The following is a 21,217-nucleotide window of genomic DNA, read 5'->3' on the forward strand; positions in this document are numbered from 1 at the left end:
TTTCCCAGGCGGTCGTGGGATACGGGCCAGAAGTGGCCAGTATGGTGGTGCGCGCCGCCGAGCCGCCCGGAGCAATGGGGTCGAAACGGCGGCGGAGCCAACCGGGAGAACCTGCCTTGAGTCGTGAAACTGACACTCCGTCCTCCGGGCCCAACGGGCACGGCGGAGCCGCATACCCCTCGGGCACGCCGCCGTACGGGACCCCCATGGCTTCCGACAGCGGTGCGGACGCGGGCCGTTCGGCCGCGCAGCCGGAGGAGCGCAAGACCGAGACCACGCTGACGACCCGGATCCGGATCAACATCCCCGGATCGCGGCCCATTCCGCCGGTCGTCGTACGCCAGCCCGTCGCGGACGCCGAGAGTTCCGGCTCCGGCGGCGGCGCGGACACCGAGCCGCCGACGCCGTCGGCCGCCACGTCGATGTCCACGGGCACCGTCGAGCCCCCGGCCGAGCCCGGAGCGCAGGCCGGGGAGAAGACGAGCGACTGGTTCGCACCGCGCAAGTCCGGCGCGCCCAAGGGCGGTCCGGGCGGACCCCCCTCCAACGGGGCCGGTCTGCCCGGTGGTTCGGGCCCTGGTGCTTCCGGCACCGGCGCGGGCGGTCCCGGCGGCGCGAGTGCGGGTGCGGGGCGTTCGGGTGCCGGTGCCGGCCGGCCCGGCGGTGTCGTCGGCTCGATGAGCGTGCCGGGCGGCTCCCGTCCCGGCGGTACGAACGGCGCGGGCCTCCCCGGCGCGACCGGCGGACCCGTGGCTCCCGGGCACGGCGGAGGCACCGGTTCCTTCGACGTGACCGAGGCGCTGGCGGCAGGCCCGCTGGGCAACGGCAACGGTGCCCGCCCCGGTGACGAGGCGCGCCGCGACGACCTGCCGTACTTCTCGGAGAACGGGAACGGCGGCCAGAACGGTCAGGGCGGCCCGAACGGCTACGGCCCGCAGGGCGGCCCGGGCGGCCCGGGCGGTTACGGCGCCCAGGGCGGCCCCGGCGGCTTCGACCCCTCCGCCGATTTCAACGCCCCGAACGACTTCGACGACTTCGGCGCTCCGAACGGCCTCGACGACTTCGGCGGCCCGAGCGACTTCAACGGCTCGAACGGCCGCGGCGGCCAGGGCGGCCCGCAGGGTCCCGCGGGCCCGACGACCGGCCCGGTCACCGGCGACGGCCCGGTGGTGCCGCCGGCCGCCGGCGCCAGGCAGGGCGCTCCCGGGGGTCCCGGCGGCCCGCGTGGTTCTGGTGCGCCCGGCCGTCCGGGCGGTCCGGTCGGCTCCGGTATCTCCGCCGGTCCGGGTGGTCCGGGCGGCCCGGGTGCTTCCGGTATCTCCGCCGGTCCGAGCCGTCCCGGTGGTCCCGGCGGCCCCGGTGGTCCTCCCGGGCCCTCCGGCCCGGGTGCCCCGGTCGGTCCCGGTATCTCCGCCGGCCCGGGCGGCCCCGCCGGCCCCGGTGCCTCCCCGCACGTCCCGGGCCGCGGCCCCGGCGGTGGGCTCAGCGACGACACCGCGATCCTCACCCCGCAGAAGCCGGCCCCCGAGCCCGGCAACCCGCACTACGGCGGCGTCGCCGACAACGTCTCCGGCCACACCGTCACCAGCGGTATCCCCGTTGTGCCCTCCGGCGCCCAGAGCGGGCCCTTCGGTCCGGGCGGAACCGAGCCCTCCGGCCCGCACACGCCCCCGAAGCTCCCCGAAACCGGCTCGTCGGACAACCAGACCTCGCGCGCGCCCAAGAAGAAGGGCCGCAACAAGCTGGCGCTGGTCGGCGGCGGAGTGATCGTCCTCGCGGGCGGTGTCTACGGCGCAGGACTGCTGATGGCCCACTCCGACGTGCCCAAGGGCACCACCGTGCTCGGCGTCGACATCGGCGGCGGCACCCGCGACGACGCGGTCAAGAAGCTCAACGACTCCTTCGACGAGCGGGTCAACAAGCCGCTGAAGCTGTCGGTGGGCGGCAAGACCGTGACACTGGAGCCGGACAAGGCCGGACTTCAGTTCGACATGCAGCAGACGGTCAGCGCGGCCGCGTCCAGCGACTACAACCCGGTCTCGGTCATCGGCTCCCTCTTCGGCAACCACCGGGTCGTCGACCCGGTCATGCCCACCGACGAGGAGAAGCTGCACGCCGCCCTGGAGGACGCCTCCGGCGGCTCCGGCTCGGTGACCGACGGCACGATCAAGTTCGAGTCCGGCAAGGCCGTCGCCGTCTACGGCAAGGCGGGCAAGGGCATCGACGTGGCCAAGTCCACCGAGGCGGTCGAGGCGGCCTACCGCACCCAGGTCGAGACCGGTGCGACAGGCGCGGTGAACGTGCCGACGACGACACAGCAGCCGACGGTCTCGAACGCCGAGGTCGACCGGATGATGAAGGAGTTCGCGGAGCCGGCGATGTCGGCCAAGGTGACGGTTCAGGCGGCCGGGGCGAGCCCCGTCCTCATGAGCCCGGAAAAGTCCCTGTGGAAGTTCCTCCAGGTCAAGGCAGTCAACGGCAAGCTCGTCGACGCGCCCGACCTGGCCGCGCTGAAGGAGCTCTACGGCGGCGCCTTCGACGGCGTGCTCATCACTCGGGCCAACGGCAAGAAGACGCCCGTCACACCGCAGGACGTCTACGTCGCCCTGCGCGAGGCGCTGAAGAGCAAGACCGACCGCGTGGCGGTCATCGAGACGAACCCGAGCTAGCGGATCGTCGCAGCGAACGAGAGGGGGCACCCGGTTTCGCCGGGTGCCCCCTCTCGTCGTATGACATCTGTCATCCGGCAGTCAGGACCGCCGACACTGCCGGGCCCGGGGTCCGCGCGGCCACCCTGGAGCGCATGACAACGACAGCGGTCGGATTCGACCAGGTGAGCAAGAGCTACGGGGATGTGCGTGCCGTCGACGGACTGACGCTCGCGCTGCACCCGGGGGAGACCGTGGCCCTGCTGGGCCCGAACGGGGCGGGCAAGTCGACCACGCTCGATCTGCTGCTCGGCCTCAAGCGGCCGGACAGCGGCACGATCCGCCTCTTCGGCACCGACCCGCGCGAGGCGATCGTCGCCGGGCGGGTGGGCGCCATGCTCCAGAGCGGCGGGCTGATGAGCGAGGTCACGGTGGCCGAGGTGGTGCGGCTGGCCTGCGATCTGCATCCGCGGCCGTACTCCGTCCCCGAAGTCTTCGCCCGCGCGGGCATCACGCAGCTCGCCGACCGCAAGGTCGACAAGCTCTCCGGCGGCCAGGCCCAGCGCGTCCGCTTCGCCCTCGCCACCGCCGGTGACAGCGACCTGATCGTCCTGGACGAGCCGACCACCGGCATGGACGTCACCACCCGCCAGGCCTTCTGGGCCACCATGCGCGAACAGGCCGACCAGGGCCGTACGGTCCTGTTCGCCACGCACTACCTGGAGGAGGCCGACGCCATCGCCGACCGGGTGCTGGTCCTGCACCGGGGCCGGCTGCTGGCCGACGGCACGGCGGCCGAGATCAAGGCGAAGGCGGGAGCGCGCAGGATCTCCTTCGACCTGCCCGACGGCCCGGTCGACGAGGCGGCACTGCGCGCCCTGCCCTTCCTCACCACACTCGACGTGTCCGGCCGTACGGTCCGCCTCCAGTCCTCCGACGCCGACGCGACCGTCCACTCCCTCTACGGCCTCGGCCTCTACCCCCGCAACCTCGAAGTCGCCGGGCTCGGCCTGGAGCAGGCCTTCGTCGCCATCACCACCGCCGAGGAGGCGCGTACCTCATGAAGGGCCTGATCCGGCTGGAACTCACCCGCGCCCTGCGCAACCGCAAGTTCCTGTTCTTCTCGGTGCTCTACCCGTCCATGCTGTTCCTGCTGATCGCGGGCAGCGCCGACAGCACCACGAAGGTCGACGGCACCGGCCTGACGCTGCCGACCTACATGATGGTCTCGATGGCCTCGTTCGGCGCCCTGACGGCCGTCCTGATGGGCAACAGCGAGCGCATAGCCAAGGAGCGCGAGAGCGGCTGGGTACGGCAGCTGCGGCTGACGACCCTGCCGGGCCGCGGGTATGTGCTGGCCAAGACGGCGAGCGCCGCCGTGGTCAGCCTGCCTTCGATCGTCGTCATCTTCGTCGTAGCCGCTGTCGTGAAGGACGTGCGCCTGGACGCCTGGCAGTGGCTCGCGCTCACCGGCGCGATCTGGGCCGGGAGCCTGGTCTTCGCCGCGCTCGGGGTGGCGATCGGGTACTCCGCGACCGGGGACGCGGTGCGCCCGATCACGATGATCGTCTACTTCGGACTCTCCCTGCTCGGCGGCCTGTGGATGCCCACGACGACCTTCCCGCAGTGGCTCCAGGACATCGCCGCCTGGGTGCCCACGCACGCGTACGCTGCGCTGGGGCAGGCCATCGAGCAGAGCCAGGCCCCGCACGCGAAGGACCTCGTCGTCCTCGCCGTCTCCTTCGCCCTGTTCACGGGCGGCGCGGCCTGGCTGTACCGGAAGGACACACTGAAGGCGTGAGCGGCACAGGCGGCGGCATCGGGCAGCGCCCGGAGAACAACAAGCAGCGGTTCGTCAAGCTCCTGTGGACCGGCATCTGGCTGGTCTACCTGAGCGCGCCCGCGAGTGACCTGCTGCACGGCGGCCACAGCACGGGCGTGCGGATCCTCGGCTGGATCGGCCTCGCCGCGTTCGTCACCTGGTACGTGCTGCTGCTCTTCCGCACGGGCCGCGGCGCACGCAACAGCGTCGTCCTCGCCTCGCTCGGCGTCCTCGCGGCCCAGTCCACGGTCCTCGCCCTGACCCTGGGCCGGGAGTGGCTGGTGTTGTTCGTGTACGTCTCGATCGCGTCCGGCGCGGCCCTGCCCCCGCTCATGGCCCGCTGGACGATCCCGGGCGCGTCCGCGCTGATGACGGTGGTCGCGCTCGCGACACCGGGCGGCAAGTCCTTCCTGGCCGGTCTGCTGATCCCGGCCCTGCTGGGCGGCTTCGCCATGACAGGCGTACGCGAACTCGTCCGTACGACGGTCGCGCTGCGCGAGGCCCGCGCCACGGTCGCCCAACTGGCCGCGAACGAGGAGCGGCTGCGCCTCGCCCGGGACCTGCACGACCTGCTCGGCCACTCCCTCTCCCTGATCACGCTGAAGAGCGAACTGGCGGGCCGTATGCTCCCCGACCACCCCGACAAGGCGGCCCGGCAGGTCGCCGACATCGAACAGGTCAGCCGCCAGGCCCTGGTGGACGTCCGCGAGGCGGTCACCGGATACCGTCGCCCCCGCCTCGCCGCCGAACTGGCGGGCGCCAAGGTCGCGTTGACCGCCGCGGGAGTCGCCGCCGCCCTGCCCGTCGCCGAACCGGACCTCACCGGCATCGCCGAGGACAGCGAGACGGCCCTGGCCTGGGCCCTGCGCGAGGCGATCACCAACGTCGTACGCCACAGCGGCGCCGGACGCTGCACGGTGGAACTCCTGCGCCGCCAGACCCTCGACGGCCCCGTCCTCGAACTCTCCGTCGAGGACAACGGCTCGGGCGAGAAGGGCGACGGCCCCGGCAACGGCCTGACGGGCCTGACGGAACGCCTGGAGAAAGCAGGCGGCACCCTGGACGCGGGCGGCACCAGGCACGGCTTCCGCCTGACCGCCCGCGTCCCGGTCACCGCCGCCGCCACGGCCGTAGAATCCGCGCCATGAGCTCCACGATCAAGGTCCTGCTCGCCGAGGACCAGTCGATGGTCCGCGAGGCCCTGGCCGCCCTGCTCGGCCTCGAGGACGACATCGAGGTCGTCGCCCAGGTGGCCCGCGGCGACGAGGTCCTGCCGGCCGCCCGCGAGCACGACATCGACGTGGCGCTCCTGGACATCGAGATGCCGGGCGCGACGGGCATAGAGGCGGCGGCGGTCCTGCACCGCGAGCTGCCGGCCGTGAAGCTGGTCGTCCTCACCACCTTCGGCCGCCCCGGCTACCTCCGCAGCGCGATGGAGGCCGGCGCCGACGCCTTCCTGGTCAAGGACGCCCCCGCGGCCCAACTCGCCGAGGCGGTGCGCAAGGTACTGGCGGGGGAGCGGGTCATCGATCCCACCCTGGCGGCGGCGGCCCTCGCGGAGGGCGCCAACCCGCTGACCGACCGCGAGCGTGAGGTCCTGAGAGCAGCGGAGGACGGCTCGACCAACGCAGAACTGGCGGCAGCCCTGCACCTCTCCCAGGGAACGGTCCGCAACTACCTCTCGACGGCGATCCAAAAACTGGCGGTACGAAACAGGGCGGAGGCGGTGAGGACAGCGAGGGAAAAGGGCTGGCTCTGATCGCCGGGTATGGCAGCCCACCCAGGGGCGCGGGGCCGAACCGACATGCGGCTCCGCCGCGTGGGCGCGACAAGCCACGACGAAACCCGCAGTCGCCCACCCACCGAACCTCCTACGGCGAACCGGCGAACTCAGTTGAGCATCGCCCGAGCCGCCCGAGCCTCCCCCCGCACCCGCTCCGCCGCCCCCTCGTCCACCACGCTGATCAACTCGGCGTACTCCTCCAACTCCGCCGCCCCATCGACGAAGTCCCCCCGCTGAACCAGCAACTGGCCCCGCTCGAACCGCAACCGCGCCGGATGCGACGGCACCAACAACGACAACTCCACCGCCCACAGCGCCACATCCGTCCGCTCGGGCCGCGCGGCAGCCCAAGCCCGGATGTTGTTCAGGATCCGCAGCACCACATCCAGCGGATCGGCCGGCGTCAGCATCGACGGCTGCAGCGCCGCCCCCGTGGCCCCCGCCACCAGCAACTCCGCATCGCTCCCGGCCAACACCCGCCCCCCGTCGAACGGATCGGCGAGCACCTGATCCTCAGCAGGCCCGAACCCCACGACGAAGTGCCCGGGCAGAGCCACCCCGTACACCGGTGCCCCCGCCCGCCGCGCCACCTCCATCCACACCACCGACAGCAGAATCGGCAGCCCACGCCGCCGCTTCAGCACCTGGTGCAGCAGCGACGACTCCAGGCGCTGATAGTCCCCGGCGGAGCCGCGAAACCCGTGCCGCTCCCCGAGCAGCTCCCGCAGAGCGACCGCCCACGACCGCGGCCCCCCGGGCCGGAACGGCAGCCGGCCGGCCAGCTCGTCCAGCTCCACCTGCACGGAATCCATGCCCGCCTCGTCCAGCGCCCCGTCCGCCTCGGCCCCCACCAGCAGACAGAGCAGGGACAGATCGGGCCGCTCGGACCGTGCCTCTTCGGCGAACCGCCGGCGCAGTTCGGCGGAGCGTTCTGGCGGTGGGGGGTAGGGGGGACGCATAGCTGGCTCGTGCCCTTTCACGGCGATCGGTACCACTGCTCACACTGATCGATAGTGGTGGTACGCGTGATGGGCACCGAACCCCATCCCGGCGTACATCTCCCGCGCGCCCGCGTTCTCGGCCTCGACCTGGAGCCACGCCGCCGACGCCCCCTCGTCGAGAGCCCGCCGGGCCAGCGCGGCCATCACCCGGGTGGCCAGCCCCTGCCGCCGTAGCGCCGGATCGACCTCCACGGCGGCGAACCCGGCCCACCGCCCGTCCACGACACACCGCCCGATGGCGGCGGGCGCACCGCCACCCGCACCGGGAACCGTCGCGAACCACACCGACGGCCCGCTCCCGAGCACCTTCAGGGCCACCTCGCTCACCCCCTTGCGCTGGTACCGCGCAAGCCAAGCCTCGTCCGCCTCCCGGGCCGGCACCACCCCGGACACCTCGGCCGGCTCGCCCAGGTCGGCGACCGGCGCCAACGCCCCGACCCACAGCTCTGCGGTCACCTCACGCACCCAGCCCAGCCGCTCCAGCTCCGCGCACAGCAGCTCCTGCGTGCCCTCGGCCCCGGTGGCGGTCTGGACATAGGCGGGGAGTCCCCGGTCGCCGTACCAGCGCCGTACGACGTCGAGCGCGTCCGGCAGCGGCATCCCGGGGTCGCCGAGGGGCAGCACCGAGTTGGCCCGCCGGGTGAACCCGGACGCGGCCCGCAGCTCCCACCCGCCGAGCCGCTCGCTCTCCACCGGTCGCCACGCGCGCGTGGCGACCTGCGCGAGTTCCTGGTACGAGGCGGAGGGCCCCCGGCGCCGGGCCGGAGCGGCGGGCACCAGCTTGCCCGCGACCAGCGAGGATTCCGCGATGCGGACGGTTTCGCCACTCTTCCGTGTGATCAGCAGCACACCGTTGTCCCATGATGCGAGAACACCCACCGTGTCGGTGAACTTCTCACCCGGCGCGGCAGGATCGTTCAGGCAGCGTACCGAGACCCGTTTACCCACGTCAGCAGCGGTGATACGGACTGCAAGGCGCCCCGTCGCGGAGATTTCCACAGGTCAGTTCACCCCTCCTGTTCGGATCATGCCCAAGAACGGAGATACTAGAGGCGGGCATCGACGACGCCGCGCTCCCGCGCGCCAGGCGGCGGAGCCTGAGGAGGCTCGCCAGCGCCCTATCGAGGAGGAACGACAGCGTGACCTACGTCATCGCGCAGCCTTGTGTCGACGTCAAGGACAAGGCGTGCATCGAGGAGTGCCCGGTCGACTGCATCTACGAGGGCTCCCGGTCCTTGTACATCCACCCGGACGAATGCGTCGACTGCGGAGCCTGTGAGCCGGTCTGCCCGGTCGAGGCGATCTTCTACGAGGACGACACTCCGGAGGAGTGGAAGGACTACTACAAGGCGAACGTCGAGTTCTTCGACGAGCTCGGCTCCCCCGGCGGCGCCAGCAAGCTGGGTCTGATCGAGCGCGACCACCCCTTCGTCGCCGCGCTGCCGCCGCAGAACCAGTAAGAGCGGCCCGCCACGCGCGCCGCCTCGGTCCCGTACGGCTCGATCACCCTTGATCGCCGTACGGGACCGAGGCGTTGCCGTATCCGGCAGTCCTCGGCCCGTACCGGCAGTACCGGCAGCACCAGAAAGTGAGCCAGATCCCGTGTCCGCAGTCTCCGACCGCCTTCCGACCTTCCCCTGGGACAAGCTGGAGCCGTACAAGGAGACGGCCGCCGCGCACCCGGACGGCATCGTCGACCTCTCCGTCGGCACGCCGGTCGACCCGGTCCCCGAGCTGATCCAGAAGGCCCTGATCGACGCTGCGGACTCGCCGGGCTATCCGACGGTCTGGGGCACCCCGGCGCTGCGTGACGCGATCACGGGGTGGGCGGAGCGCCGCCTGGGCGCCCGCGAGGTCACCCACCGGCACGTCCTGCCCATCGTCGGCTCCAAGGAACTGGTCGCCTGGCTCCCCACCCAGCTGGGCCTCGGCCCCGGCGACAAGGTGGCCTACCCGCGGCTGGCCTACCCGACGTACGAGGTGGGCGCCCGTCTGGCCCGCGCGGAGTACGAGGTGTACGACGACCCGACGGAGCTGGACCCGCGGGGCCTGAAGCTCCTCTGGCTGAACTCGCCGTCCAACCCGACCGGCAAGGTCCTGTCGAAGGCGGAACTCACCCGCGTCGTGGCGTGGGCCCGCTCGCACGGCATTCTGCTCTTCTCCGACGAGTGCTACCTGGAGCTGGGCTGGGAGGCCGACCCGGTCTCGGTCCTGCACCCGGACGTGAACGGCGGCTCGTACGAGGGCATCGTCGCCGTCCACAGCCTCTCCAAGCGCTCCAACCTGGCCGGCTACCGCGCCGCGTTCCTGGCCGGCGATCCGGCCGTCCTCGGCCCCCTGCTCCAGATCCGCAAGCACGGCGGCATGATGACGTCGGCGCCGACCCAGGCGGCGGTCATCGCGGCCCTGGGCGACGACGAACACGTCCGCGTCCAGCGCGACCGCTACGCCGCCCGTCGCGAGGCCCTCCGCGAGGCCCTGGAGGGCCACGGCTTCCGTATCGAGCACAGCGAGGCCAGCCTCTACCTCTGGGCCACGAAGGACGAGTCCTGCTGGACCACCGTCTCCGACCTGGCCGACCTCGGCATCCTGGTGGCCCCGGGCGACTTCTACGGCGAGGCGGGCGCCCGGCACGTACGCGTGGCGTTCACGGCGACGGACGAGCGGGTGCGGGCCGCGGTGCAGCGCCTGGCGTGAGCCTGCACGGGCTGCAGGGCGGGGCGCCATGCGAACAGCCCCGGCCCCTGCCGACGCAGGCGTACGCGGCCACACAAAAGCCGACGGGGCCCAGGGAACTCCCTGGACCCCGCCGGCTCAAGCCGGGCGCGGGCCGACCGTCAGCTGAGGGGAAGTCCCTGCACCGGCAGCGTGCCGGTCGCCGGCACGCCGCCCTGCGTGGCCGTACCGGCCGCCTCACCGAGGACGGTCCCGACCGACCCGGCCACGCCACCGGCGGTCTGCTGCGCAGCGGGCGTCGCCTTCTTCGCGACCTTGCCGCCGGCCTTGGTCGCGGTCGGCACGGCCTTCTTCGCGGCCTTGCCGCCGGTCTTGGTCACCTTGTCGCCGGCCTTGGTCGCGGTCGGCAGCGCGCCGTCGACCGCGGTGTCGACGGCGCCGCCCGCGAGCCCGGTGGCGTTCGTGGCCGCGCCGTCGACGACGCTCGCGCCGTCCAGGGCGGTCAGCCCGCCGACCTTCGAGGCGTCGGGCAGTTCGGGGGCCGCGCTGGCGGAGCCGGCCGCACCGACCCCGGCAGCCGCTCCCGCAGCGACGATCAGCGCAGCACGGGCGATCCGGCGGGTCAGGGGGAGGGACATGATGCTCCTTCGACGGGTATGTCGGATGAGAACGATGAAGTGTCCGACCGCACCCGGCAGTTGATCGACTGGCTGTTGATCTCCGGGCTCGGACGCAGTGACTACCGCTCGAAGCCCGCGAAGGTTGCGGCGCCGCAACGTAAAGAGTTGGCAATGCGTCGCATTATCGCCTGCGGATAAATACGGGCAAAAAGATCCTCGCCCGAAAGCCTGCGGAATCCTTACAGCCCTTGATTCACAAGGGTTTTGGCGGATGTCGCGGTGACCGCGCGAAAACCTGCCCACACCATTGCCCACCGACACCCCGGGTAATCCCCGGGAGTGAGCCGCCGAACGCCTGCGCGTACCGCCCGCGCGCCCAGTGACGCGCGCCTAGTGAGTCGTCACGATCCGGACCGAGCCCAGACCGCCCTGCGCCCCCGCGGTACCCGGCGCCGCGCTCGTCCGCCACTGGCTGTCGGTGTTTCCGGCGGTCCACTCCCGCCCGGCGTACGACACCCGCTTGATGTGCAGATCGGAGGCGTTGGCCACGGCCCAGTGGGCCAACTGCCAGCCACGCTCGCGGACACTGCGGCCGCCGCCGGAACCGGAGTCACCGGGCACCGGCAGCAGGACGGTCCGCCCGTCCCGCTCGATCACCGAAGGAGTGGGCGATGGCGTGGCCTTCCGGGCGCCCACCTCGGCGGCGGCCGGCTGCAGCGCGTCCTGCCCGAAGTCCCGTACGAGCGCGGCCCGTACGGCGTCCGGGCCCGAGGTGCGCGTGCCGGCCCCCGGGCGCCCCTCGCAGGTCAGCGTGGCCGCCGAACGCCCGGTGAGGGCGGCGGCCAGCAGCGTCGCGTCCGGCTCGTGCTTGGCGTACGCCTCCGGGTAGCCGCTGCGTTGTACGCGCTGCGCGGCGACGGTGAGCGGCAGCTCCGTGTAGCCGCGGACCTTGACCAGGTGCTCGTAGAAGATGCCGGCCGAGTAGATCGGGTCCAGGATCTCCTTCTCGGTGCCCCAGCCCTGTGAGGGCCGCTGCTGGAACAGGCCCAGCGAGTCGCGGTCGCCGTGGGTGATGTTGCGCAGCGCCGACTCCTGGAGCGCGGTGGCGAGCGCGATCGTCACGGCCCGCTCGGGCAGACCCCGCCCGGTGCCGACGGCGGCGATGGTCGCCGCGTTCACCGCCTGCTCCGGCGTGAACTCGTACCGCGCCCCGTCGCCCTTGTCCGAGACGACCTCGCAGCCCGGCGTGCCGGTGCCGCCGGTGACGTACTGCACCGCGAGATAGCCCGCGACGGCGAGCATGACCACGAAGGCCGCCCCGCGACGGAGGAGGCGGCCACGGCGTTTGGAGGAGGGTGACGGCTCTGGCACGCCCTACAAGGTAGCCGAGGTTACTGAGGAGTATGGGCGCTGTGGAAAATCGGTGGGCAAAGTGGGCCCGCTGCCGGGCGCGTTAGGGTCGGCTCCATGGCCGACACCTCCCTTGACCTCACGCTGGACGCCGCGAAGCTCACCGCGCAGCTCGTCGACTTCCCCTCCGTCAGCGGTACCGAGCAGCCCCTCGCGGACGCCGTCGAGACCGCCCTGCGCGCCCTGCCGCATCTGACGGTCGACCGGTACGGCAACAACGTCGTGGCCCGTACGAACCTGGGCCGGCCGGAGCGTGTGATCCTCGCCGGCCATATCGACACGGTGCCGATCGCGGACAACGTCCCGTCGAGGCTGGACGAGGACGGCGTCCTGTGGGGCTGCGGAACCTGCGACATGAAGTCCGGCGTCGCGGTCCAGCTGCGCATCGCCGCGACGGTCCCGTCCCCCAACCGCGACCTGACCTTCGTGTTCTACGACAACGAAGAGGTGACCGCGGAGCTCAACGGCCTCAAGCACATCTCCGAGGCTCGCCCCGAGTGGCTGGAGGGCGACTTCGCGGTGCTCCTGGAGCCGTCGGACGGCGAGGTCGAGGGCGGCTGCCAGGGCACGCTCAGGGTGCTCCTCAAGACCAGGGGCGAACGCGCCCACTCCGCGCGCAGCTGGATGGGCTCGAACGCGATCCACGCCGCGGCCCCGATCCTGGCCCGCCTGGCCTCGTACGAACCGCGCTACCCGGTGATCGACGGCCTGGAGTACCGCGAGGGCCTGAACGCGGTCGGCATCAAGGGCGGTGTGGCCGGCAACGTCATCCCCGACGAATGCGTGGTGACCGTCAACTTCCGCTACGCGCCGGACCGTACCGAGGAGGAGGCCGTCGCGCACGTCCGTGAGGTCTTCGCCGACTGCGGGGTCGAGGAGTTCGTGGTGGACGACCACAGCGGTGGCGCGCTGCCGGGCCTGTCCCACCCGGCGGCAGCGGCGTTCATGGCGGCGGTCGGAGGGATCGCCCGCCCCAAGTACGGCTGGACGGACGTCTCCCGCTTCTCGTCCCTGGGCATCCCGGCCGTCAACTACGGCCCCGGCAACCCGCACTTGGCGCACAAGCGGGACGAACGCGTCGAGACGGCGAAGATCCTCGCGGGCGAGGAGCGGCTGAGGGCATGGCTCACGGCGTAGCGACGCGGGACAGGGCGGGGCAGGAGGGGCCGCCGGGACACCGCTTCACGGCGGTCATGCTCACGTCCCCCGTCCGTAACCCGCGTGGATCTACGCTGAGGTAGAACGACCTGCAACACTCGCAGGCCCCGCAGCGGAGGGAGCGCACATGGCTACCGGCAACCCCGAGGGGAAGAAGCAGCCACCGTCGGAGCAGCGTCTGGGCCCGGTGATCCGGAGGCGGGGCCAGGTGACGGCGAGTACGACCGACCAGCGACTGCTGGACGCGGGCGGGCCCTCCGACTGGGTCCACACCGACCCCTGGCGGGTCCTGCGCATCCAGTCGGAGTTCATCGAGGGCTTCGGCACCCTCGCCGAACTCCCGGCGGCGATCAGCGTCTTCGGTTCGGCCCGCACACCGGTCGACTCTCCCGAGTACGACGCCGGAGTCCGCCTCGGCCGAGGCCTGGTCGAGGCCGGCTTCGCGGTGATCACCGGCGGTGGCCCCGGTGCCATGGAAGCGGCCAACAAGGGCGCCTGCGAGGCGGGCGGCATCTCGGTCGGCCTCGGCATCGAGCTGCCCTTCGAGCAGGGCCTCAACCCCTATGTCGACATCGGCCTGAACTTCCGGTACTTCTTCGTCCGCAAGATGATGTTCGTCAAGTACGCCCAGGGCTTCGTGGTCCTCCCCGGCGGCCTCGGCACCCTCGACGAACTCTTCGAGGCCCTCACCCTCGTCCAGACCCAGAAGGTCACCCGCTTCCCGATCGTCCTCTTCGGCAGCGAGTACTGGGGCGGCCTGGTCGACTGGCTCCAGAACACCCTGATCGCCCAGGGCAAGGCCTCCGAGAAGGACCTGCTCCTGTTCCACGTCACGGACGAGGTGGAGGAGGCGGTGGCGCTGGTGTCGAAGGAGGCGGGGCGCTAGCGCTGCGCTTGAGCCGGGTCCCGCACGCCTCAGGCGACGTGGCTTCTTGGCGCCGGTCCGCGCACCTCCAGCCCGTCCGGTGTTCGAGGACGAGTACAGCCGTCCCCAGCCCCCGCCCACCGGCGGGGGCGATCTTTCAGCCCGTCCGGTGTTCGAGGACGAGGCCCTTCGGGCCGGGGCGGCACCCCCCTGGCGGGGTCGAAGGGGCGGCAGCCCCTTCAGAGGATGGGACGGGTAGGGGCGGCGGGGGCGAGAAAAACGGCTAGGCCAACCCCCGCCGCGCCACCGCCGGAGCCCGACGCCCCGCGATCGACGCCACCATCTCCAGCACCTGCCGCGTCTCCGCCACCTCATGCACCCGGTACACCTGCGCCCCCAACCACGCCGACACCGCAGTGGTAGCCAACGTCCCCACCACCCGCTCCTTCACGGGCTTGTCCAACGTCTCCCCGACGAAGTCCTTGTTGGACAGCGACACCAACACCGGCCACCCCGTCGACACCATCTCCCCCAACCGCCGCGTCGCCTCAAGACTGTGCCGCGTGTTCTTCCCGAAGTCATGCCCGGGATCGATCATGATCGACTCCCGCGGAACCCCCAGCTCCAGCGCCCGCTCCGCCAACCCCACGGTCACCCGCAGAATGTCGGCCATGACGTCGTCGTACGCCACCCGATGCGGCCGGGTCCGAGGCTCCGCACCCCCGGCATGGGTACACACCAACCCCACCCCGTACCGCGCGGCGACCTCCGCCAGCCCCGGATCCACCCCACCCCACGCGTCGTTCAGCAGATCCGCCCCGGCCTCGCACACCGCCGCGCCGACCTCGGCCCGCCAGGTGTCCACGCTGATCACGACATCCGGGAAGCGCCGCCGCACCTCGGCCACGAACCCGACCGTCCGTCGCGCCTCCTCCTCGGCGGACACCTCTTCTCCCGGCCCGGCCTTCACCCCACCGATGTCGATGATGGCCGCGCCCTCCGCCACCGCCTGCTCCACGCGCGCGAGGGCCGGCTCGTCCCGGAACGTCGCCCCTTGGTCGTAGAAGGAGTCCGGGGTCCGGTTCACGATCGCCATGATCACCGGCTCATGCGCGTCGAACTCACGCCTGCCCAGCCTGAGCATCCCCTGTGACCTCTCCTTGTGTGTCCTGGCACGTCCTGGCCTTTCGGCCGCCTGCGACCCTAACTGTCAGAGTCGCATGGCACGATCGGACCCTGACAGATTCGACCGCTCGCATTCACCGACCATGGGGGCCACCGCGATGGTTATGTTCTTGTTCCTGGTCGTCGCGCTGGCCGTCGTGGTCGCCGCGGTGACACTCGCCGTGGTGGGCGGTGGAGAGGGCGACGGCCCGCTGCCGGAGGCCGCGCCCGAGCGCCTCCAGGACCTGCTGCCGCTGGACCGCCCGATCGACCGCACGGACATCGACAGCCTCCGCTTCCCGCTGGCCGCCCGCGGCTACCGCATGTCCGACGTCGACGACGCCCTCAGCCGCCTCGGCGCCGAGCTCGCCGAGCGCGACGCCCGGATCGCCGATCTGGAGTCCGCGCTGGCCGGTGCGCAGACGTCCGGCGGCCATGCGCCGATGGACAAGCCCGCCCAGGAGGACCAGCAGTGAGCGACGGTACGGCCCTCGCAGGTCCGGACGGCGCCCTGCGCTGCCCCTGGGCCCTGTCCACCCCGGACTACGTCACGTACCACGACGAGGAGTGGGGCCGCCCGGTCCGCGGCGACGACGCCCTGTTCGAACGCCTCAGCCTGGAGGCATTCCAGTCGGGCCTGTCCTGGATCACGATCCTGCGCCGCCGCGAGGGCTTCCGGGCCGCCTTCGCGGGCTTCGAGATCGCCAAGGTCGCGACCTTCACGGACACCGACCGGGACCGCCTCCTCGCGGACGCGGGCATCATCCGCAACCGGGCGAAGATCGACGCGACTCTCGCGAACGCCCGCGTGCTGGCCGACTGGACCCAGGGCGACCTGGACGAACTGATCTGGTCCCACGCCCCGGACCCGGCCACCCGCCCGGTGCCGAAGACCCTGGCCGACGTCCCCGCGGTCACACCCGAATCGACGGCCCTCTCCAAGGCCCTGAAGAAGAGGGGCCTGCGCTTCGTGGGCCCGACGACGGCCTACGCCCTGATGCAGGCGTGCGGCCTGGTCGACGATCACCTGGAGACCTGCGTGGCGCGAAGCGCCCCTTGAGGGGTGCGGGGCTGTGTCGATGTGCGGCTCCGCCGCGGGGCGCGATCGACCACGACGAACCGCAACCCCCGACGGTGAAGTAGTCCCGAACTCACCGACCCAGGTACTTCGGCTTCTCCTTGTTGACGAAAGCCCGCACCGCAATCGCGTGGTCCTCGGAAGACCCCGCCCGAGTCTGGAGCTCGTCCTCCTTCTCCAACGTCTCCTCAAGCGAGTGCGACAGCCCGAACGCCACCGCCTCCTTGATCGCCCCGTACGCCACAGTCGGTCCCTCGGCCAGGGCTCGCGCCACCTTCTCGGCCTCGGCCCGCAGCTCAGCGGACGGGACGAGACGGTTCGCGATACCCAGCTCGTACGCCTCCTGCGCCTTGATGTTCCGCGGGAAGAGCAGCAGGTCAGTGGCGCGACCCGGCCCCACCACCCGAGGCAGCGTCCACGAGATCCCGGAGTCCGCGGTCAGCGCGACCCCCGCGAACGACGTGTTGAAGGCAGCCGTATCCGCCACCACCCGATAGTCCGCGGCCAGCGCGAACCCGAATCCGGCCCCCGCCGCGACCCCGTTCACCCCGGCCACCACAGGCTTGCCCATCCCGGCCAGCGCCAGCGTGATCGGGTTGTAGTGCTCGCGCACCGTGCTCATCGTCTGCCGCGACCCCGTCTCCCGGTCGGAGACCAGCAGCCCGATGTGCTCCTTGAGGTCCTGCCCGACGCAGAAGGCCCGGTCCCCGGCGGCGGTCAGCAGCACCGCTCGCACCGCGCTGTCGTCCGCCGCGGAGCGCACCGCGTCCCGCAGGGCGACCTTGGTCTCGACGTTCAGCGCGTTCATCGCCTCGGGGCGGTTCAGCGTGATCGTCGCGAGTCCGTCACTCACCTCGTAGAGCACGGTGTCGGCCATGGAGTGTCCCCTCCGTCGTCACGGCTTGGGCGTACCGGTCGGTAGGCGCCTGTCTGAGGACAGCATGGCGGAGATCATCGACAACGGCCCTGACCGGAGGTGTGACCTGCGTCAAAGAATTCCTGTCCGGTTCCGTTCTGCGGAAGTGAGTGCGGCGGCGCAGTATCGCAGTCACATCGCCGAATTGAGTGGTTTTGCTCGCGCGCGTTGCCCAAGCGATGCCGACTGATGTTGGTCATCGGGTCCTGAGATGCGGGATAATGGCTGGGAAGCAATGTGTTCGATGCCGGTGTCGCGTGTCTCATGCCAGACACACGTGCCCTCCCATGGGGCCGTCGGCTTTGACGATGAGCTGGTTTCAGGAAGGGGAACGAGCATGGCGGCCATGAAGCCGCGGACGGGCGATGGCCCGCTCGAGGTGACCAAGGAGGGGCGGGGCATCGTCATGCGCGTTCCGCTCGAAGGCGGCGGTCGGCTCGTCGTCGAGCTGACCCCTGACGAGGCCGACGCGCTCGGCGACGCCCTCAAGAAGGTCGTCGGCTGACGCGGAAGCGACCATACCCTTTCGGTGACCCCGGCATCCCCCATGGTGCCGGGGTCGCTGTTTCCCCGGTGTGCGGGCGGCGTACCGACGGTTGTCCGTGGCGGACGGACGGTTGTATGTGGCGTACGGTCGGCGGTACGCGGCGTACGGTCGGCGGTCCGTCTACCGCTTGACCGCGCACAGCAGCCCGTCACCGACCGGCAGCAGCGACGGCACCAGCTCCTGGCTCTCGCGCACCGCGCGCAGCAGTTCCCGGATCCGTATGACCTCGGTGGGCTGCGGGCCCGAGTCCACCGTGCGGCCGTTGGCGAAGACGCCCTCGAAGACGACGAGGCCACCGGGGCGCAGCAGGCGCAACGATTCAGCGAGATAGTCGAGGAACTCGAGCCGGTCGCCGTCACAGAAGACGAGGTCGTAACCGGCGTCCGCGAGGCGGGGCAGCACGTCGAGGGCGCGGCCCGGGATGAAGCGGGCGCGGTTGCTGGCGAAGCCGGAGGCGCGGAAGGCCTGGCGGGCGAACTGCTGGTGCTCGGGTTCCGGGTCGACCGTGGTCAGGACGCCGTCGGGGCGCATGCCGTGCAGGAGGTGGATGCCGGAGACGCCGGTGCCGGTACCGATCTCAGCCACCGCCTTCGCGTCCACCGAGGCGGCCAGCAATCGCAGCGCGGCGCCCGTGCCGGGCGACACCGAGCGCAGTCCCGCCTCACGGGCCCGGTCACGGGCCCAGCGCAGGACTTCGTCCTCGGCGACGTAGGCGTCGGCGAACGCCCAGCTCGTCTGCCGGTTGCCGGTAATGACCCTCTCCTGTCCCCGTGGTTGCCTGGGCGTGACTGTATCCGTTACGGGCGGGAACCCGCAGATGGGACCGGGCGTTTAGAGGGGTGGGAAGACGAGCGGGGGGACACAGTTGGATCACGATGCCGAGCGGGGCCGCGAGCAAGTGCTGACGCAGGCGCATCAGCCGTGTCAGCCCAGATCAAATTCTCGTAAAACCGCTTATCCGGAGCTAACGGGCGAGGTGGCTATGGTAGGGGCTCCACTGGACACCACCAGAGCTGACAGGGGAGGTGCGGCTGCGCCTGTGGATCGGGGAGGAGTGCTGCGGCGCTTTCTCGGATCGGCGGGTAGGCCGAAATCCGTGAACGACACCGCTGACCACAGCCACGCCGGCGACTACGCCCAGACCGCGACCTTCTCCACCGACGCGGACGGGCAGGCGTGGACTCCGCCCACCTGGGAGGAGATCGTCAGCACGCACAGCGGCCGCGTCTACCGACTGGCGTACCGCCTCACCGGCAACCAGCACGACGCCGAGGACCTGACGCAGGAAGTCTTCGTCCGCGTCTTCCGCTCCCTGTCCACGTACACGCCGGGCACCTTCGAGGGCTGGCTGCACCGCATCACCACGAACCTCTTCCTGGACATGGTCCGTCGTAAGCAGCGCATCCGCTTCGACGCGCTGGGCGATGACGCGGCCGAGCGGCTGCCCAGCAAGGAGCCCACGCCCCAGCAGGTCTTCAACGACGCGCACTTCGACGCCGACGTCCAGCAGGCCCTCGACACGCTCGCGCCGGAGTTCCGCGCCGCGGTCGTCCTGTGCGACATCGAAGGACTGTCGTACGAGGAGATCGCCGCGACCCTGGGCGTCAAGCTCGGCACCGTCCGGTCCCGTATCCACCGCGGGCGCTCGCAGCTGCGCAAGGCCCTCGCCCACCGCTCCCCGGAGGCGCGCGCCGAGCGTCGCTCCTTCGTCCCGCGTGTGGCAGCTCTGGGGGGAGGGGGCGCGACCGCGTGAGTGGCACTCGACCCAACCCCGCCGAACGGCTCCTGGCCGAGCAGCACCTTGGCGACCGACTCTCCGCCCTCGTCGACGGAGAGCTCGGTCATGAGACGCGTGAACGCGTCCTGGCCCACCTGGCGACCTGCGCCAGGTGCAAGTCCGAGGTCGACGCCCAGCGTCGGCTGAAGAACGTCTTCGCGGAGGCGGCCCCGCCGCCTCCCTCCGAGAGTTTCCTGGCCCGCCTTCAGGGCCTCCCCGGGGGAGGTGACCTGGACGGCGGTGGCTCGCCGCTGGGCGGGGGAGGATTCGGCGGACTGTCCGGACGGCCGGGCAGCACGGGGGCGTTCGGAGTGAGGCGGAGCGACCGCTTCGAGTTCGGATACGTCCCTTCGCGTGCGCACGCGGCCACGTTCCCCGCCTCCGGCAGTGGCTTCCGCACCCACCCCGTGGGCCGTCATGACGCCGATCGCTCGTCGTCCTCCCGGATGCGGTTCGCGTTCGTCGCGGCGGGCGCGGTGTCGCTGGCCGCCATCGCGCTGGGCGGCGTCACGTCGAGCGTGCCGACCGACGCGGAGGCCCGCGGCGGCTCGGGATCAGGCAGCAATGTGACGCCGGCGCGGACACAGGGCACCGGCGCCGCGACGACACCCGAGAACCAGCGCCGTCGCGCGGTCGGCCCACTGCTCGCGCAGGGGCAGGGGACTTCCGACACCCCGGTGGCCCCGACCGAGGTGTCGGCGCCTCTTCTGCCCGGTATGCCGGCGCAACCCGCCGACCAGGATCTGCACACCCTGACGGCGCCCGTGGTGGCCGGCGCGGCCGCCATGTCCCCTCTGATACGCCCGCTCAGCGCCAACCCGCCGCTCGCCCTGACCGCGTGGTCCACGACCCCCGGGATCACGGCGACCCCCGATCTGCTCGCCGCATCCGTCCCCGACACGACCTCGTCCCCCTCCGCCTCTCCGGCCACCGGCCCCTGACCCGACCTCTGCGCAGCGGCCCACGAACCTGATTGAATCCGGGGTGGGCCGCGCGTCGTGTCTGTCGGCCCAGATGGGGGAGGTAGCACGGGGTCGCCCGGTTCCCTGAGGGAACCTGAGTGCGGCAGCGCAGAGTTGAGTAGGCATTCGGGCGCCGGGGCGTTCCCGGTGGCGGCCTGCCGTGAAACCAGGGATCACCTGCGTCCGCTTGCGCCGACGCAGCACCGTCCGACTGTCCGAGCGGATGCGGCCCAGAGCGAAGCGTCCTACTCGAGCAACGGTCGGCAGCGAGCAGGAAGCAGAGCATGAACGAGGGGAAGCCCGCGAAGGCGAAGTGGTGGAACCGACCTCGACCGCAGGGAGCTGCGGGCCAGGCGGAAGGGGCCGCGCCGACGCCGGACGAGTTGAGCGAGACCATGCCGGACGTGTCGGAGACGGACGGTGACTTCGAGCTGCCGCGGCCGGCGGCGGGCGCCGCCGGCGACGGTGCCTCGGCGGAGGGCGACTTCGAGCTGGCACGCCCCCGGGCGGGCGCGGCCGGAGCCCCGGGTTCCGCCGAGGGTGACTTCGAGCTTCCTCCGCCTGCCGCGAGCGGCGGTGTGAGCGGCAGCGGTGCCGACGCGGGTTCCGCCGATGGTGACTTCGAGTTGGCGCGGCCGGTCGGGGCGCCCGTGTCCTCCGGGCCGGCGCCGGACGAGGCTGCCCCAGCGCCCGCGGAGCCCGGCGACGCCCGTCCCAAGCCCCTGCACGACCCCGACCCCTACAGCACCCCGCCCTACGGCGAGCCCGGCCCCTGGGCGCCCGCCCCGCC

At 71.8% G+C, this 21,217-nt stretch carries 22 protein-coding genes and 1 pseudogene; 16 read left to right on the plus strand and 7 right to left on the minus strand.

Annotation, left to right across the window (positions count from 1 at the left end; all coding sequences use genetic code 11):
- Window positions 1-116 precede the first annotated feature (116 nt).
- The 5 genes from ADK36_RS42365 (at window position 117) to ADK36_RS42385 (ending at window position 6,229) form a co-directional block, all read left to right on the plus strand.
- On the plus strand, window positions 117-2,669 hold the full coding sequence (locus ADK36_RS42365) for a hypothetical protein (protein WP_053201424.1): 2,553 nt from the start codon (window positions 117-119) through the stop codon (window positions 2,667-2,669).
- Window positions 2,670-2,803: 134 nt separating this feature from the next.
- A complete protein-coding gene (locus ADK36_RS42370) occupies window positions 2,804-3,712 on the plus strand; it encodes an ABC transporter ATP-binding protein (protein WP_053201426.1) in 909 nt (302 codons plus the stop codon).
- Window positions 3,709-4,449 (plus strand): ABC transporter permease, encoded by a 741-nt coding sequence (locus ADK36_RS42375; protein WP_048583562.1) that lies wholly within the window; start codon window positions 3,709-3,711, stop codon window positions 4,447-4,449. Before ADK36_RS42370 ends, ADK36_RS42375 begins: the two co-directional genes overlap by 4 nt.
- A complete protein-coding gene (locus ADK36_RS42380; protein ID WP_053201428.1) occupies window positions 4,446-5,618 on the plus strand; it encodes a sensor histidine kinase in 1,173 nt (390 codons plus the stop codon). Before ADK36_RS42375 ends, ADK36_RS42380 begins: the two co-directional genes overlap by 4 nt.
- On the plus strand, window positions 5,615-6,229 hold the full coding sequence (locus ADK36_RS42385; protein ID WP_048583564.1) for a response regulator transcription factor: 615 nt from the start codon (window positions 5,615-5,617) through the stop codon (window positions 6,227-6,229). Before ADK36_RS42380 ends, ADK36_RS42385 begins: the two co-directional genes overlap by 4 nt.
- 131 nt (window positions 6,230-6,360) lie before the next feature.
- Here ADK36_RS42385 and ADK36_RS42390 read toward each other — a convergent pair whose 3' ends face one another.
- Both ADK36_RS42390 and ADK36_RS42395 read right to left on the minus strand, forming a co-directional pair.
- Complete coding sequence (locus ADK36_RS42390; protein ID WP_048583565.1) at window positions 6,361-7,212, minus strand: transglutaminase-like domain-containing protein; 852 nt, start codon at window positions 7,210-7,212, stop codon at window positions 6,361-6,363.
- A 39-nt stretch (window positions 7,213-7,251) separates the two neighbouring features.
- Window positions 7,252-8,253: a GNAT family N-acetyltransferase gene (locus ADK36_RS42395; protein WP_048583566.1), complete on the minus strand. Its 1,002-nt coding sequence runs from the start codon at window positions 8,251-8,253 to the stop codon at window positions 7,252-7,254.
- Between the two features lie 140 nt (window positions 8,254-8,393).
- Between ADK36_RS42395 and fdxA the strand changes: the two genes are divergently transcribed.
- Window positions 8,394-8,714: a ferredoxin gene (gene fdxA, locus ADK36_RS42400; RefSeq protein ID WP_019058397.1), complete on the plus strand. Its 321-nt coding sequence runs from the start codon at window positions 8,394-8,396 to the stop codon at window positions 8,712-8,714.
- A gap of 142 nt (window positions 8,715-8,856) precedes the next feature.
- Window positions 8,857-9,951: a bifunctional succinyldiaminopimelate transaminase/glutamate-prephenate aminotransferase gene (locus ADK36_RS42405; RefSeq protein WP_053201430.1), complete on the plus strand. Its 1,095-nt coding sequence runs from the start codon at window positions 8,857-8,859 to the stop codon at window positions 9,949-9,951.
- A 140-nt stretch (window positions 9,952-10,091) separates the two neighbouring features.
- On the opposite strand, the gene ADK36_RS42410 is transcribed toward ADK36_RS42405, so the two are convergent.
- On the minus strand, window positions 10,092-10,568 hold the full coding sequence (locus ADK36_RS42410) for a hypothetical protein (RefSeq protein ID WP_048583568.1): 477 nt from the start codon (window positions 10,566-10,568) through the stop codon (window positions 10,092-10,094).
- A 372-nt stretch (window positions 10,569-10,940) separates the two neighbouring features.
- Complete coding sequence (locus ADK36_RS42415) at window positions 10,941-11,921, minus strand: heavy metal transporter (protein WP_078916409.1); 981 nt, start codon at window positions 11,919-11,921, stop codon at window positions 10,941-10,943.
- 96 nt (window positions 11,922-12,017) lie between these two features.
- On the opposite strand from ADK36_RS42415, the gene dapE reads away from it, so the two are divergent.
- Both dapE and ADK36_RS42425 read left to right on the plus strand, forming a co-directional pair.
- Window positions 12,018-13,097 (plus strand): succinyl-diaminopimelate desuccinylase, encoded by a 1,080-nt coding sequence (dapE, locus tag ADK36_RS42420; protein ID WP_048583570.1) that lies wholly within the window; start codon window positions 12,018-12,020, stop codon window positions 13,095-13,097.
- 148 nt (window positions 13,098-13,245) lie between these two features.
- Window positions 13,246-14,004 (plus strand): TIGR00730 family Rossman fold protein, encoded by a 759-nt coding sequence (locus ADK36_RS42425; protein ID WP_048583571.1) that lies wholly within the window; start codon window positions 13,246-13,248, stop codon window positions 14,002-14,004.
- Between the two features lie 262 nt (window positions 14,005-14,266).
- Here ADK36_RS42425 and folP read toward each other — a convergent pair whose 3' ends face one another.
- Entirely contained in the window at window positions 14,267-15,127 is an 861-nt protein-coding gene (gene folP / locus ADK36_RS42430) for a dihydropteroate synthase (RefSeq protein WP_048583572.1), read from the minus strand.
- Window positions 15,128-15,272: 145 nt separating this feature from the next.
- On the opposite strand from folP, the gene ADK36_RS42435 reads away from it, so the two are divergent.
- Together ADK36_RS42435 and ADK36_RS42440 are read left to right on the plus strand one after the other, a co-directional pair.
- Window positions 15,273-15,623 (plus strand): DivIVA domain-containing protein, encoded by a 351-nt coding sequence (locus ADK36_RS42435; protein ID WP_048583573.1) that lies wholly within the window; start codon window positions 15,273-15,275, stop codon window positions 15,621-15,623.
- The gene (locus ADK36_RS42440) at window positions 15,620-16,207 is read left to right on the plus strand and encodes a DNA-3-methyladenine glycosylase I (RefSeq protein ID WP_053201431.1); all 588 of its coding nucleotides are present in this window, start codon (window positions 15,620-15,622) and stop codon (window positions 16,205-16,207) included. Before ADK36_RS42435 ends, ADK36_RS42440 begins: the two co-directional genes overlap by 4 nt.
- Before the next feature lie 91 nt (window positions 16,208-16,298).
- Here ADK36_RS42440 and ADK36_RS42445 read toward each other — a convergent pair whose 3' ends face one another.
- Window positions 16,299-17,102, minus strand: a complete 804-nt coding sequence (locus tag ADK36_RS42445; protein WP_053201433.1) for an enoyl-CoA hydratase/isomerase family protein — start codon at window positions 17,100-17,102, stop codon at window positions 16,299-16,301.
- A gap of 64 nt (window positions 17,103-17,166) precedes the next feature.
- Here ADK36_RS42445 and ADK36_RS49325 point away from each other — a divergent pair, with 64 nt between their 5' ends.
- Together ADK36_RS49325 and ADK36_RS47435 are read left to right on the plus strand one after the other, a co-directional pair.
- Entirely contained in the window at window positions 17,167-17,331 is a 165-nt protein-coding gene (locus ADK36_RS49325) for a hypothetical protein (protein ID WP_159029219.1), read from the plus strand.
- A gap of 147 nt (window positions 17,332-17,478) precedes the next feature.
- On the plus strand, window positions 17,479-17,646 hold the full coding sequence (locus tag ADK36_RS47435) for a DUF3117 domain-containing protein (protein ID WP_003966491.1): 168 nt from the start codon (window positions 17,479-17,481) through the stop codon (window positions 17,644-17,646).
- Between the two features lie 162 nt (window positions 17,647-17,808).
- Here ADK36_RS47435 and ADK36_RS42450 read toward each other — a convergent pair whose 3' ends face one another.
- Window positions 17,809-18,507: an O-methyltransferase gene (locus tag ADK36_RS42450; RefSeq protein WP_425315320.1), complete on the minus strand. Its 699-nt coding sequence runs from the start codon at window positions 18,505-18,507 to the stop codon at window positions 17,809-17,811.
- A 235-nt stretch (window positions 18,508-18,742) separates the two neighbouring features.
- On the opposite strand from ADK36_RS42450, the gene sigE reads away from it, so the two are divergent.
- From sigE to ADK36_RS42465, 3 genes and pseudogenes are all read left to right on the plus strand, one after another.
- Window positions 18,743-19,441: an RNA polymerase sigma factor SigE gene (gene sigE, locus ADK36_RS42455; protein WP_037798098.1), complete on the plus strand. Its 699-nt coding sequence runs from the start codon at window positions 18,743-18,745 to the stop codon at window positions 19,439-19,441.
- On the plus strand, window positions 19,438-20,406 hold the full coding sequence (locus tag ADK36_RS42460; RefSeq protein WP_053201435.1) for an anti-sigma factor: 969 nt from the start codon (window positions 19,438-19,440) through the stop codon (window positions 20,404-20,406). Before sigE ends, ADK36_RS42460 begins: the two co-directional genes overlap by 4 nt.
- A 305-nt stretch (window positions 20,407-20,711) precedes the next feature.
- Window positions 20,712-21,217 (plus strand): annotated as a pseudogene (locus ADK36_RS42465) (protease); the annotation flags it as partial.

The organism is Streptomyces viridochromogenes (assembly GCF_001270495.1).
GTDB classification, from domain to species: Bacteria; Actinomycetota; Actinomycetes; order Streptomycetales; family Streptomycetaceae; genus Streptomyces; species Streptomyces viridochromogenes_A.

Bases quoted from the DNA above. Each gene is read 5' to 3' on its own strand.
- ADK36_RS49325 (WP_159029219.1), top strand. From the start codon at position 17,167: ATGGCGGAGATCATCGACAACGGCCCTGACCGGAGGTGTGACCTGCGT.
- ADK36_RS42445 (WP_053201433.1), bottom strand. From the start codon at position 17,102: ATGGCCGACACCGTGCTCTACGAGGTGAGTGACGGACTCGCGACGATC.
- folP (WP_048583572.1), bottom strand. From the start codon at position 15,127: ATGCTCAGGCTGGGCAGGCGTGAGTTCGACGCGCATGAGCCGGTGATC.
- ADK36_RS42385 (WP_048583564.1), top strand. From the start codon at position 5,615: ATGAGCTCCACGATCAAGGTCCTGCTCGCCGAGGACCAGTCGATGGTC.
- dapE (WP_048583570.1), top strand. From the start codon at position 12,018: ATGGCCGACACCTCCCTTGACCTCACGCTGGACGCCGCGAAGCTCACC.
- ADK36_RS42435 (WP_048583573.1), top strand. From the start codon at position 15,273: ATGTTCTTGTTCCTGGTCGTCGCGCTGGCCGTCGTGGTCGCCGCGGTG.
- ADK36_RS42425 (WP_048583571.1), top strand. From the start codon at position 13,246: ATGGCTACCGGCAACCCCGAGGGGAAGAAGCAGCCACCGTCGGAGCAG.
- ADK36_RS47435 (WP_003966491.1), top strand. From the start codon at position 17,479: ATGGCGGCCATGAAGCCGCGGACGGGCGATGGCCCGCTCGAGGTGACC.
- ADK36_RS42390 (WP_048583565.1), bottom strand. From the start codon at position 7,212: ATGCGTCCCCCCTACCCCCCACCGCCAGAACGCTCCGCCGAACTGCGC.
- ADK36_RS42370 (WP_053201426.1), top strand. From the start codon at position 2,804: ATGACAACGACAGCGGTCGGATTCGACCAGGTGAGCAAGAGCTACGGG.
- ADK36_RS42410 (WP_048583568.1), bottom strand. From the start codon at position 10,568: ATGTCCCTCCCCCTGACCCGCCGGATCGCCCGTGCTGCGCTGATCGTC.
- ADK36_RS42375 (WP_048583562.1), top strand. From the start codon at position 3,709: ATGAAGGGCCTGATCCGGCTGGAACTCACCCGCGCCCTGCGCAACCGC.